This window comes from Nonomuraea mesophila (genome assembly GCF_004352805.1).
Taxonomy (GTDB): Bacteria; Actinomycetota; Actinomycetes; order Streptosporangiales; family Streptosporangiaceae; genus Nonomuraea; species Nonomuraea longispora.
The window spans coordinates 1-13,274 of sequence record NZ_SMLD01000100.1 but is presented as its reverse complement, the minus strand read 5'-3'; the positions used below and the strand labels follow the sequence as shown (position 1 = coordinate 13,274).

Here is a 13,274-nt window from a genome sequence, read left to right as displayed (position 1 = left end):
CCGACGGAGCGGGAACAGTGCGGGGAAACGCTTTTGCGTGATCAGCTGACCGCGATCAGCTGACGACGTCGTACTTGCCGAATCCGGTGGCCACGGTGACCGGTTCACGAAAGAGGTCGAGCGGAGCCTGGGGGTTGAAGACGCCGGAGTGCGCGTACGCGTCGAGCGTGCCGTCGGGGCGCAGGCCGAGCAGGTCGGGCCGCCCGTCGAGGTCGACGTCCGTGAGCGTCATGATGCGCATGTCCTGCCAGCCGCGGGCGACGGTGTACCACGTGCCCTCGGTCGTCGTGCCGGGCTTCCCGGCGAACTCGAACAGGTCCATGTCGCCGTTGGGGCGGCGGACCAGCAGGTCGGGGGTGCCGTTCCCGGTGAAGTCGGCCATGGCGACGGGGAAGTCGTCGACGTCGACGTCGATGAGCCGCACCGGCTCCTTGTCGTAGGTGTCGTTCCTGACGACGCCCTGGCCACGGTGCGGGAACAGGTCGATGTTGCCGGCGTTCTTGCCCCGGCCGAACGTGTCGTCGGTGCCGGTGCCCGTCACGTCGGCGAACCCGATGGTCTCCCATTCCTGGCCGTCGTCGCGCTTGCTGGACACGCGCAGCGGCTCGGCGAAGGGGCCGATCTCGCCGGGCCCGCCGAGGTTGCGCAGCAGGAAGAAGCCGAACTCGCCGTTCTCGCCGGGATTGATGTCATATTCGCTGGTGCTGAAGGCGCATATGTCGGCGCGCCCGTCGCCGGACGCGTCCACGGCGCGGACGAAGAAGAAACGCCACCATCCGAATCCGTCGCCGATCTTCACCGGCGGGCCGAACGTGCCGGTCCCGTCGAATTCGCCGCTGTGCGGGTGAACGAAGAGCTCGCCGGTTTCCGTGTTGCGTACGAGCAGATCCGGCAGCCCGTCGCCCCGAAAGGACCGGCACTGACCGTTCGCGAAATTCGGCGCCATTATTGTAACGCTCCTCCCCGCCAGGATTTCCCGGTCAAGCGTCATCAGTATTTGCGAGACGGGATAAGGCGGGTAACCCCTAGCAGCCCACTAAATCGGCCGGTCAGCCCCAGTGGAGGGGGTGCGGGCATGCCGGAGACCCGGCGCGCGGGGAGCGCGCCGGGTGCCGGGTGCGACGGTCAGGCGTCGCGGGAGCGGAACAGGGCGAACGCCGCGATCAGCAGCACGGCGGTGAAGGCGGCCATCACCCCGAAGCCAGGCCACGGCAGCATGCGCTCGGCGCTCTGCACGGTCGTGGTGATCTGCAGGCCCGCCTGGATGGGCCAGTACGTCTGCACCCAGGCGCCGACCGCGTCGGGCAGCAGCCTGGGCCCGATGATCGGGATGATGAAGTTGACCGCGACCAGCACGGTCGTGGCGCTCATGGTGGAGCGCAGCAGGCCGCCCAGCGCCACGCCCGACAGTCCGACCAGCACCCAGAGCAGCCCCATGCCGGCCACGGCGCGGAGGACGCCGGGGTCGCCGAGCGAGGCGGTGGGAGCGCCGCCGGATCCCAGCACGGCCTGCCCGAGGAAGAACGAGCCGAAGCTGGACACCCAGCCCATCAGCAGGGCGATCAGGGCGAACGTGGCCACCTTGGCGCCCATCAGCCGGCCGCGCCGCGGCACCACGGTCGTGCTGGTGCGGATCAGGCCGGTGGCGTACTCGTGGGTCACCACGAGCACGCCCAGCGCGCCCACGGTGATCTGGGCGAACAGGAAGCCGCCGTACATGCTGATGTAGGTCGGGTCGAACACCGCTCTGGTGGCCTCGTCGGCCGCCTGGTAGTTCTCGCTCGCGCCGTTGGCGGTCAGAGCGCCGGGGAACACCATGAGCGCGACGGCGGTCAGCATGGTGGGGATGTTGGACGGGATCGTCCGGAACTTGGTCCATTCGGAGCGGACGGTGTCCGCGAAGGCCACGCTCATGCCGCACTCGCCTGGAACTCGACGCTGTCCCGGGTCAGATCCATGTAGGCCTGCTCCAGGGAGCGTTGCGGCGTCAGCTCGGTCAGCACCACCTCGGCGTCGAGCGCGGCCCTGCCGACCTGCCTGGCCTCCAGCCCGGTGACGATGAGCGCGCCGTCGGCGCCGGGCAGCACGGTGCCGCCGGCCTCGGTCAGCTTGGCGGCGAGCCGCTCCTGGTCGTCGGCGCGTACGAGCACGTTGGACCCCTGCCGGACGAACTCGCTGATGCCGATGTCGGCGATCAGCTTGCCCTTGCCTATGACGATGAGGTGGTCGGCGGTCTGCGCCATCTCGCTCATCAGGTGGCTGGAGACGAGGACGGTACGGCCCTCGGCGGCCAGGCCGCGCATCAGCTCGCGGATCCACTTGATGCCTTCGGGGTCGAGCCCGTTGACCGGTTCGTCGAATAACAGCACCTTGGGGTCGCCGAGCAGCGCCACCGCGATGCCGAGCCGCTGCCCCATGCCCAGCGAGAAGCCTCCCGCGCGTTTGCGTGCCACCGACTCGAGCCCGACCACCTGGAGGACCTCGTCCACCCGCTTGGCGGGGATCCCGTTGGTCTGGGCGATGCAGAGCAGGTGGTTGCGCGCCGTACGCCGGGGGTGCACGGCGCGGGCGTCGAGCAGGGCTCCCACCTCGCGCATCGGCCGGGGCAGGCCGACGTAGGCGCGGCCGTTGACCGTCACGCTTCCGCCGTGGGGACGGTCGAGGCCGAGGATCGCCCGCATGGTGGTCGATTTGCCGGCCCCGTTGGGTCCGAGAAAACCCGTGACCCTCCCAGGATGGACATTAAATGACAAACCATCCACTGCGGTCTTATTGCCATAACGTTTGGTCAAATCGGTTATTTCGATCATATTTCCAGTCCCTCCCCGGACGGGAGATGGAGTCCGGTCGTGCGTACGGTTCCCACACCTTTCAGTCAAGATCTTTGCACTCGGCCCGTCCATATGGTGCCCTTTCGGATAAGGGGACCGCCAGTGCATTGAGCATGGGACGGAACTTCAACCGGGTCTCCTCCAGCTCCGCGTCCGGGTCGGAACCCGCCACGATCCCACAGCCCGCGTACAACGTGGCGGTGCCCTCGTCCAGGTGGGCCGAGCGGATGGCCACCGCGAAGTCGCCCTCCTGCTCGTCGTTCATCCACCCGACGGGGCCCGCGTACCAGCCCCGGTCGAAGGGCTCGGCCTCGCCCAGCCACTCCAGCGCCGCCCGCCGCGGCTGCCCGCCGACGGCAGGCGTCGGGTGCAGCCGCTCGACCAGGTCCAGCACGCTGGCCGACTCGGGGTCGGCGACCTCGCCGACGATGCGGCTGTGCAGGTGCCGCAGGTTCGGCAGGTCGAGCACGTGCGGCTCGTCCGGCACCGTGACGGTGTCGCACACCTCCTCGAACGCGCGCCGCAACGTCGCCGTGACGATCTTCTGCTCGCGCCGGGACTTGTCGTCCTCCAGCAGCGCCGCGCGCAGGCACGCGTCCTCGGCAGGGGTCGCCCCCCTGGGCATCGACGCCGCCAGGCTCATCGACTCCGCCCGGCCGCCGCGCAGGCTGACCAGCCGCTCCGGCGTGGCGCCGACGAAAGCCTGCCCGTACGCGGCCACGGCGAACGCTGTGCTGCCCGGCTGCGTGTCCAGCAGCGTCCCCAAGACCGAGGCCAGGTCGTAGCCGCAGGGCGAGCTCACCCGCAGCTGCCGCGCCAGCACCGCCTTGTCGAACCGGCCGCGCCTGATCTGCTCGACGGTGTGCGCGACCAGTGCCTTCCACTCCGACGCCGACGGGACCTCGACCAGGTTCGTACCCGCGAGTAGCGGGCTCGGGCACGGCCGCACCCCGGCGGCGGCGAGCAGGGCGGCGGCGTCCGCGACCGTGCGCGTCGGACCGTCCGGCGTGGCGCCGCGAGGGTCGACGCACACGCTGAGCGCGAGCGTCGCCCTGCCGTCCTCCTGCGTGATGAGCACGCGCGGCACCCACATCAGCGCCTCCGGCAACGAGCCGGGACGCGGCGCGAAGGCGAACCCGCCGACCAGCGCCGGCACACCACGCGCTCCGGGACCGCCCGCCACCGCGGTCCTCGCCGCCTTCTCCCAGCCGCGCCGGATGCCGTCGAACCTGTCCCGGCCGACGTGGGTGAAGTCGGTGGCGCTGCCCATGCCGATGACGCTGGTCTGCGGCGACACCCAGACGAAGGTGCGCGTGGACCGCTCGAACAACGGCCTGAGCAGCCCGGCCGGGTCGAAGGGGCCGATGTCCTGGCGCCAGACCGCCAGGGCAGGGGAGGCGTTGTTGCGCGCCTCGATGGTCGCTTTGGCGTGAACTTCCAGGAATCCCTGCAGGTCGATGTCTGCGACGTGCATCGGCGATCGTCCTCTGCGAGCGTGGGGGGTCAGTGGAACATGCCGGCGAGCGTCTTCTTGCTGACCTTGCCGAGCGGGGTGAGCGGGAGTCGCTGGACGATCTCCAGGCGGTCGGGGAACTTGAAGGCCGCGACACCACGGTCGCGCAGGAAGGCGGCGAGCTCGGCCAGCGTCGGCGGCGTGCCGCGGGGCACCACGCAGGCGCAGCTGCGCTCGCCGAGCACGTCGTCAGGCAGGCCCACCAGAGCGACCTCCCAGACACCGGGATGGGCGAGCAGGTGGTTCTCCACCTCCTCGGCCGCGATCTTCTCGGCTCCCCGGTTGATCTGGTCCTTGACCCGCCCCTCGAAGATCAGGTGCCCGGTCGGCAGCAGCCGCACCAGGTCTCCTGTCCGGTAGAACCCGTCGGCGGTGAACGTCTTCGCGTTGTGCTCGGGCGCCCGGTAGTAGCCGCGCACCGTGTACGGGCCGCGCGCCAGCAGCCGGCCCACCTCGCCCGGGGCGACGTCGTTGTCGTCCTCGTCCACGACCCGGACCTCGTCCGCCGGAGAGACGGGCAGCCCCTGGCTGACGAGCACCACGTCCTGCGGGTCGTCCCACCGGTGGAACCCGCACAGCCCCTCGGCCATGCCGAAGGCCTGCTGGAGCCGGCACCCGAGCGCCGGCTCCACCCGCCGGGCCAGCTCGGGCTGGAGCTTCGTCCCGCCGATCGTGACCCGCCGCAGGCTCGACAGGTCGTACTCGTCCCACTCTGCCGCCTCCATCCACAGCAGCGCCGCCCCCGGGATCAGCCCGGTCTCGGTCACTCTTTCCCGTTCGATGAGCGGGAAAGCCTCGTCCGGGCTGGGTCCTGGGGCGAGCACCAGCGTGCCGGCCGCGTGGAAGGTGGCCAGCAGCCCGTGGGTCAGCGGCCAGTTGTGGCTCAGCGGCAGGCTCACCAGGTGGACGGTCTCCTCGCCGTAGTCGCACGCCTCGGCCACCGCACGCCCGCTGTACGACCATTCCTGGTGGGCGCGCGGCACCAGCTTCGGCACGCCCGTCGTACCGCCGGACAGCAGGAACAGCGCCACGCCCGCCGGATCGGGCCTCGGCAGGTCGACCGGCTCCCCGTCCAGGGGCAGCGCGGTGAAGTCTCCCGGATCCCCCGCGACCAGCACGTGCTTGAGCGTGGGCACCCGCGCCGTCACCTCCGCGGCCAGCTCCCGGTAGTCGAACCCGACGTGCACGTCCGGGATGACGTACGCCACCGCGTCGGTGAACTCGCAGAAGTACGTGATCTCACTGCTGCGGTGGGCCGGCAGCGCCAGGACCGGCTGGGCACCGATCCTGAACAGCGCGAACATCAGCGTGACCAGTTCTGGAATGTTCGGCAGCTGCACGACGACCCGGTCTCCCGAGCCGATGCCCAGCCGGTGCAGGCCGGCCGCCATCCGGTCGGTCCCGGCGTCCAGTTCGGCGTAGCTCCACCGCTCCTGGCCCACCACGAGGGCGGTCTTGCCGGGATGAGAGCGGGCCAGCCCGCCCAGCAACTCGCCCAGCGTCTCGTCGCGCCAGTAGCCGGCCGCACGGTAACGTTCGGCGAACTCCTCCGGCCAGGGGGTGCATCCATCCTGCACGGGTCCGTCCTTTCCTCGGCGGGGGCCGTCATGGCCTGACCGCGATCTCAGCCGGGATGGCTCAGCTCATGGCCTCGGCGAGCAGGTGCTCGGCCAGCTCGGCAGGGGTCGGATAGTCATAGATCGCGTCGGCCGCCACCTCGATGCCGGTCAGCTCGACGAGCCGGTTGCGCAGCTCCACCGCGGCCATCGAGGAGAAGCCGAGCTCGAAGAACTCCGCGTCCTGCTCCACCGCGTCGGGCAGCGGCAACTGCAGGATCGCCGCGGCCTCGCCGCGCACCACGCCGAGCACGATGTCGCGGTGCTCGTCCGCCGGGCTGTCGGACAACAGCCGGCGGAAGGCCGCGGCGTCGTCGACCGCCTCGCCGGACTCGTCGTCCTCCCCGGCCGCCTGCGGGATCTCCTCCAGCAGGCGGGCGTGTCCGTCAGCGTGCAGCGCGGCCCAGTCCGGGTCGGCGACGACGAGCGTCCTGTCGCCCTGGTGCAGGGCCTGGCGGACGGCCGACACGGCGTCCCCGGGCTCCTTCAGCCCGGCGGCCACGGCCAGCGTGGGGTGTCCCGCGGCGGTCCGCTCCTCCGCCAGCGCGGCGAAGAACTCGTACGCCTGCGCGCCGTCCCCACCCCAGGCGGCCCGGGCCGGGGCCGGCATCACGAAGACCGGCACGCCCGCGGTCCTGGCGGGCCCGTCCAGGGCGCGGGCCGCCTCCGCGGTCGTACACACCACCGCGGTCACCACCCCACCCTGCCCGGCTCCCCCGGCCGCGTGCCCGTTCACCCCGGACGCTTCGGTCCCGTGACCGTTCACGTCAGGCCCGCCGGCCGCATGCCCGTTCACGCCGGACGCTTCGGTCCCGTGACCGTTCACGCCGGATCCGCCGCCCCCGTGACCGTTCGCCCCGGGCCCGGTGGCCGCCTGGCCGGCGAGCGCGGTGGCCGGGGTCAGGAGGGACGTGGCTGCGGCGAGGCCGGTTCGGATGGTGACGCCCGGCTCGCCTTCGAGGCCCGCGGCGGGTTCGGTGAGGACGACCCGGTCCGCGCCGCTGCGGGCGGCCCACCGGGCCAGTTCCGTGGCGGTGTCGTCGAGGGGTCCGGCCACCAGGACCGTGCCGCCGGGCCGCCACTCGCGGCCGAGCGGGGTGCCGCGCAGCGGCGCGGGCCGCAGCCTGCGGGCGAAGACCCCGCCGGAACGTACGGCCAGCTCGGACTCGCCCGTCAGACCGGACAGAACCCCGCACAACCGGCGGATCACCTGGTCGTCGAGCTTGGCGGGCAGGTCGACCAGCCCGCCGCCTAGCAGCGCGGACGCGCTCCGGAGGGCGCCCCAGTCCTCGGCGGTGTCCGGACCGGCCACGCGGTCGGACGGCACCACCTGGATCGCGCCGCTGGTGAGGAACCAGACCGGCGCCGACCCGTCGGGGACCGCCGGAGCCCGCACGCCGGCCGGCAGCAGGCACACGATGCCCGCCACACCACCGCCGCCGGAGGAACCGGGCGTCCCGGGCAGCACCCAACCGCCGCCGGAGGAGCCGGGCATCTCGGGCAGCACCACGGTGTCCGCGCCGTGAGCGGCGAGCCCGGCCGCCAGAGCCTGCGCCTGGGCGGCGTCGTCCGCCACCACCGCCCACGTTCCCGACAGTGCGGGCGCGGGCAGGTCGGTGACGGGCCGCCAGCCGAGCTGGTAACGCACGTCCCCATGGCGCGCGCCGCCATCGCCGCCACCCGGGCCGCCACCCGGGCCGCGCAGCCGGGCGAGCGCGGGCAGCAGGTCGGCGACCGTGGAGCCGCTCTCCAGGCCGAGCACCGCGAGCAGGCCGTCGAGGTCGTCGCGGCCGACGGCGTCCCAGAGCCCCTGGTCGGGCCGGACGTCCTCCTCCTGGCGAGGCGGGTCCGGCCAGTACCGCTGACGCTGGAAGGGGTAGGTGGGCAGCGGCACGGCCTGTCCCGAGCCGATCACGGCCGCCCAGTCGACGCCGACCCCGTTGGTGTACGCGCAGGCCAGGGCCTCGATGAGCGTGCCGGTCTCGGCCCGGTCGCGGCGCAGCGCGGGAGCGACGACCCCGGTCCAGCCGTCCAGGCAGTCCTCCACCATGGCGGACAGCACCGCGTCGGGGCCGAGCTCGATGAAGGTGGACACGCCCTGGTCGCGCAGGGTCCGTACGCCGTCGCAGAAGCGCACGGCCTGCCGCAGGTGGCGGGCCCAGTACTCGGGCGAGGTCAGCTCCTCGACGGTGGCGAGTTCGCCGGTGACGTTGGAGACGACGGGGATCTCGGGCGGCTGGAAGGCCAGCCCGCGGGCGACGTTCACGAACTCCTCGATCGCCGGCTCCATCAGCGGCGAGTGGAAGGCGTGGCTGACGGTCAGCCGCCTGGTCTTGCAGCCGCGCGAGGCGAGCTGCTCGGCCAGCTCCAGCACGCTCGCCTCGTCGCCGGACAACACCAGCGACGAGGGGCCGTTGACGGAGGCGATGCCGACGCGCTCCTCGTGCCCGGCCAGCAGCGGCAGCACGTCCTCCTCTGTCGCGCCGCGCACCGAGACCATGGCGCCGCCGGGCGGCAGCGCCTGCATGAGGCCACCCCTCGCGGCGACGAGCGTGACCGCGTCGTCCAGCGACAACACGCCGGCGACGTGCGCGGCGGCGATCTCGCCGATCGAGTGGCCGGCCAGGAAGTCGGGTCGTACGCCCCACGCCTCCAGGCAGCGGAACAGGGCGACCTCGACGGCGAACAGCGCGGCCTGGGTGTACCGGGTCTGGGCGAGCAGGTCGGCGTCGCCGGTGATGACCTCGCGCAGGGGCCGGTCGAGGTGCCGGTCGAAGCGAGAGCAGACCTCGTCGAAGGCCGCGGCGTACTCGGGGTAGGCCGCGTACAGCTCCTCCCCCATGCCCGGCCGCTGGCTGCCCTGGCCGGTGAACAGGTACGCCGTGCGCCCCCGCGCGGCCGAGCCGGTGATCACGTTGTCGGCCGGTGCGCCCGCGAGCGCGGACTCCAGCCCGGCGGCGAGCTCGTCGCGGGTGGCGCCGAGGACGACCGTACGCCGCTTGAACGAGGCCCGTGTCGTGGCCAGTGACCAGGCGACGTCGGTGGGCCGCCGGCCGGCGCCCAGGTGGTCGCGGAGCCGGCGGGCCTGTGCCTTCAGCGCCTCCGCGCTCTTGGCCGACAACACCCACGGGATGACCGGGCGCGGGGCCTCCTCGGGCGTCTCGGGCCTGTCCCGCTCCGGGGGCTGCTCGATGATGACGTGGGCGTTGGTGCCGCTGATGCCGAACGACGAGACGCCGGCGCGGCGCGGCCTGCCGGTCTCCGGCCACGGGACGGCCTCGGTGAGCACCTTGACCGCGCCCGCGTCCCATGCGACGTGGCTGGTGGGCTCGTCCACGTGCAGGGTCCGCGGCAGCACGCCGTGCCGCATGGCCATCACCATCTTGATGATGCCGGCGACGCCGGCGGCGGCCTGGGTGTGGCCGAGGTTCGACTTCACCGAGCCGAGCCAGAGCGGCCGGTCCTCGGGCCGGTCCTGGCCGTACGTGGCGACGACGGCCTGCGCCTCGATCGGGTCTCCCAGCGTGGTGCCGGTGCCGTGGCCCTCGACGGCGTCCACGTCGGCGGTGCTCAGCCGCGCGTCGGCCAGCGCCTCCTCGATGAGCCGCTGCTGCGACGGGCCGTTGGGGGCGGTCAGCCCGTAGCTGGCGCCGTCCTGGTTGATCGCGGTGCCGCGCACCACGGCCAGGATCGGGTGGCCGTTGCGCCGGGCGTCGGAGAGCCGCTCGACCAGCAGCAGGCCCACGCCCTCCGCCCAGCCGGTGCCGTCGGCGCCCGACGCGAACGACTTGCAGCGGCCGTCGGGGGCGAGCCCGCGCTGGCGGCTGAAGTCGACGAACACGCTCGGCGTGGAGAGCACGGTGACGCCGCCGGCCAGGGCGAGGGAGCACTCGCCGCGCCGCAGCGCCTGGATCGCCATGTGCAGGGCCACCAGCGACGAGGAGCAGGCCGTGTCGATGGTGACCGACGGGCCCTCGAAGCCGAACGTGTACGACACGCGCCCGGAGGCGACGCCGGCCGAGATGCCGGTGCCGACCAGGCCCTCCAGGTCGCTCGTGGGGTTCTGCAGGTGGAAGCCGTAGTCGTGGTACATCAGGCCGACGTAGACGCCGGTCCTGCTGCCGCGCAGCGTTCCGGGGTCGATGCCGGCGTTCTCCATCGCCTCCCACGAGCCCTCCAGCAGCAGGCGCTGCTGCGGGTCCATGGCCACGGCCTCGCGCGGCGAGATGCTGAAGAACGCCGGGTCGAACGCGGTGGCGTCGTAGACGAAGCCGCCCTCGCGGGTGTAGGTGGTCCCGGGGTGCTCCGGGTCGGGGTGGTAGAGCTCGTCCAGGTTCCAGTTGCGGTCGGCGGGGAACATCGACATCGCGTCGCCGCCCTCCGCCACCAGGTTCCACAGCCCCTCGGGGTCGGTGACGCCGCCGGGCAGCCGGCAGCTCATGCCGACGATGACGATCGGCTCCTCCTCGCCCGACTGCGCCCTGGCCGAGACGGCCGACCTGGGGCCGTCGAGCAGCCGGGTCCGCAGATATTCGACCAGGCCGGCGGGCGTCGGGTAGTCGAAGACGAGGGTGGCGGGCAGCCGCAGGCCGGTCGCCGCGTTCATGCGGTTGCGGAACTCGACGGCGGTCAGCGAGTCGAAACCGGCCTCGTTGAAGGGGCGGTCCTGCTCGACGGCGCTGGGGTCACGGTAGCCGAGCACGGTCGCCACCTGGCCGAGCACGAGGTCGAGCAGCACCCTCGCGTGCTCGGACTCCGGCATGCGGGCCAGGCGCTCGCGCAGCTCCGACGCGGCGGCCGGGTCGTTGCCGACCACCCGCCGCTTCGAGGTGGGGACCAGCTCCTGCAGGATCGTCGGCAGTGCCCCGAACTGGGCCGCCATCCGCAGCGCCGCGAACTCCAGCCGGATCGGCACCAGCGCCGCCCGGTCCGCGGCGCAGGCCGCGTCCAGCAGGGCGAGCCCGTCGGCGGTGGTCAGCGGCGCGACGCCGGTGCGGGCCAGCCGGGCCCTGTCGGTCTCGCTGAGCGTCCCGGTGAGCCCGCTGTCCTGCTCCCACAGGCCCCACGCCAGCGACAGCGCGGGCAGGCCGAGCCGCCGGCGCCGCTCGGCGAGTGCGTCGACGAACGCGTTGGCCGCCGCGTAGTTGCCCTGGCCCGGCCCGCCGAAGACGCCGGCCGCCGAGGAGAACAGCACGAACGCGGTCAGCGGCAGGTCCTCGGTCAGCTCGTGCAGGTTCAGCACGGCGTCGGCCTTGGCCCGCAGCACGGTGTCGATCCGCTCCGGCGTCAGCGCGGACAGCACGCCGTCGTCCAGGGCGCCGGCGGTGTGCACGACGCCGGTCAGCGGATGCTCGGCGGGGATGCCGGCCAGCACGTCCGCCAGAGCCTGCCGGTCGGCGGCGTCGCAGGAGGTGACGGTGACGTCGGCGCCGAGCGCGGTCAGCTCCGACATCAGCTCGGCCGCGCCTTCCGCGGCGGGGCCGCGGCGGCTGATCAGCAGCAGATGACGGACGCCGTGCTCGCTCACCAGGTGGCGGGCGACGATCCCGCCGAGGGTGCCGGTGCCGCCGGTGATCAGTACGGTCCCGTCGGGGTCCCACGAGGCGGCGGCCGGCCGCGTGTCCACGGGCGCCTCGGAGCCCGCCCCTGCTTCCGCGGGTGCGTTGGTGCGCTGCCGGGACAGCCGCGGCACCAGGGCCTCGCCCTCGGTGAGCGCGATCTGGGGTTCACCGGACGCGACGGCGGCCGGGACGGCCTGCCACGACTCGTCCGTGCCGTCGAGGTCGAGCAGGACGAAACGGCCGGGGTTCTCCGACTGCGCCGAGCGGATCAGCCCCCACACGGCGGCGGCCGGCAGGTCGCCGCCCTGAGCCATCGTGCCCTGGGTGACGACGACCAGGGGCACGTCGGCGTACCGTTCCCCGGCGAGCCACGCCTGGGCGGCGGCCAGCACCTCGCCGGTCGCGTTGCGGGCTCCCGCCGCCGGATCGGCTCCGGGGTCGGGAGCGCACACCAGGAACGCCAGGTGCGGCGTGGCGCCGTCCGGGTCGAGGGCGCTCACCTGGGCTCCCGCCGCTTCGAGCGCGGCCGTGAGCCGGGTGCCGTCGCCGCCGACGATCGCGTACCGGGCGCCGTCGTGCCCGGTGACCGGGCCGGCGGCCGGGCCCGCGGGCACCCAGTCGAGGGCGAACAGGGCGTCGCGCAGCGGGTCGGCGGCCGCCTTGAGGTCGGCGGCGGCCATCGCGCGTACGACCAGCGAGTCCACGGAGGCGACGGGCGCGCCGGTGGCGTCGGCGACCTCGATCCGCACCGCGTTGGCGCCCTCGGGAGCGAGCCGGACCCGCAGTGTGGCGGCTCCGGTGGCGGCCAGGCGCACGCCGGTCCAGGCGAACGGCAGCACGGGCCCGCCGGTGGCCTGGGCGGGGAAGAAGTCGCCCACGGCGAGCGGCTGCAGCGCCGCGTCCAGCAGCGCCGGGTGCAGCCCGAAGCCGCCGGCCTCGGTGCCTTCGGGCAGGGCGACCTCGGCGAACAGCTCCCGGTCGCGCCGCCACACGGCCTGTACGCCGCGGAAGGCGGGGCCGTAGTCGACGCCGATGCCCGACAGCAGCTCGTACACGCCGTCGGCGCCGACGGCGGTCGCTCCGGCGGGCGGCCACGACGTCTCGGCGAAGGCGGCCGTACCGGTGTCCTTGGCGAGGAAGCCGGTGGCGTGCCGGGTCCACGGCTCGTCGTCGAGCCTGGAGTGGATGGTCAGCGCCCGCCGCCCGTCCTCGTCGGGCGTGCCCACGGCCACCTGCACCTGGACGCCGCCGCACTCGGGCAGCACCAGCGGGGCCTGCAGGGTCAGCTCCTCCAGCAGGTCGCAGCCGGCCTCGTCACCGGCCCTGACGGCCAGTTCGACGAAGGCGGTGCCGGGCAGCAGTGCCTGCCCGTTGACCAGGTGGTCGGCCAGCCACGGGTGGGTCTTCAGCGACAACCGGCCGGTGAGCAGCACGCCCTCGCCGTCGGCCAGCGACACGGTGGCCGCCAGCAGCGGGTGCCCGGCCTGGCCCATGCCGAGCTGGGTGAGGTCGGCGTTCGCCTGGATGTTCTTCGGCCAGTACGGCTCGCGCTCGAAAGCGTAGGTGGGCAGGTCGACCCGGCGGGGACGGGCTGAGGCGTAGGCCTGCTCCCAGTCGACCGCCACGCCGCGTACCCACAGCTCGGCCGCGCTCGCCCACAACCGGCGCAGACCACCGTCGTCACGGCGCAGCGTGCCGACCGACACCGCCTCGCCACCCGACTCCTCCAACGTCTCGCGGGTGCCGATCTGCA

General features: G+C 73.3%; 6 protein-coding genes. All 6 read right to left on the bottom strand.

The window, feature by feature from the left end; translation table 11 throughout:
* Nucleotides 1-55: 55 nt before the first annotated feature.
* A complete protein-coding gene (locus E1295_RS30505) occupies nucleotides 56-946 on the bottom strand; it encodes an FG-GAP repeat domain-containing protein (protein ID WP_166427483.1) in 891 nt (296 codons plus the stop codon).
* A gap of 179 nt (nucleotides 947-1,125) precedes the next feature.
* Nucleotides 1,126-1,914, bottom strand: coding sequence for an ABC transporter permease (locus tag E1295_RS30500; RefSeq protein ID WP_132635385.1), 789 nt, complete (start codon nucleotides 1,912-1,914; stop codon nucleotides 1,126-1,128).
* On the bottom strand, nucleotides 1,911-2,810 hold the full coding sequence (locus tag E1295_RS30495) for an ABC transporter ATP-binding protein (RefSeq protein WP_132635382.1): 900 nt from the start codon (nucleotides 2,808-2,810) through the stop codon (nucleotides 1,911-1,913). The genes E1295_RS30500 and E1295_RS30495 overlap by 4 nt, the downstream gene beginning before the upstream one ends.
* A gap of 61 nt (nucleotides 2,811-2,871) precedes the next feature.
* Nucleotides 2,872-4,305, bottom strand: coding sequence for an isochorismate synthase (locus E1295_RS30490; RefSeq protein ID WP_132635379.1), 1,434 nt, complete (start codon nucleotides 4,303-4,305; stop codon nucleotides 2,872-2,874).
* 29 nt (nucleotides 4,306-4,334) lie between these two features.
* Nucleotides 4,335-5,921 carry a (2,3-dihydroxybenzoyl)adenylate synthase gene (locus tag E1295_RS30485; protein ID WP_132635376.1) on the bottom strand — a complete coding sequence of 529 codons (1,587 nt, stop codon included), beginning with the start codon at nucleotides 5,919-5,921 and terminating at the stop codon, nucleotides 4,335-4,337.
* A 61-nt stretch (nucleotides 5,922-5,982) separates the two neighbouring features.
* Entirely contained in the window at nucleotides 5,983-13,251 is a 7,269-nt protein-coding gene (locus tag E1295_RS30480; protein WP_220448974.1) for a type I polyketide synthase, read from the bottom strand.
* Nucleotides 13,252-13,274: the final 23 nt, after the last annotated feature.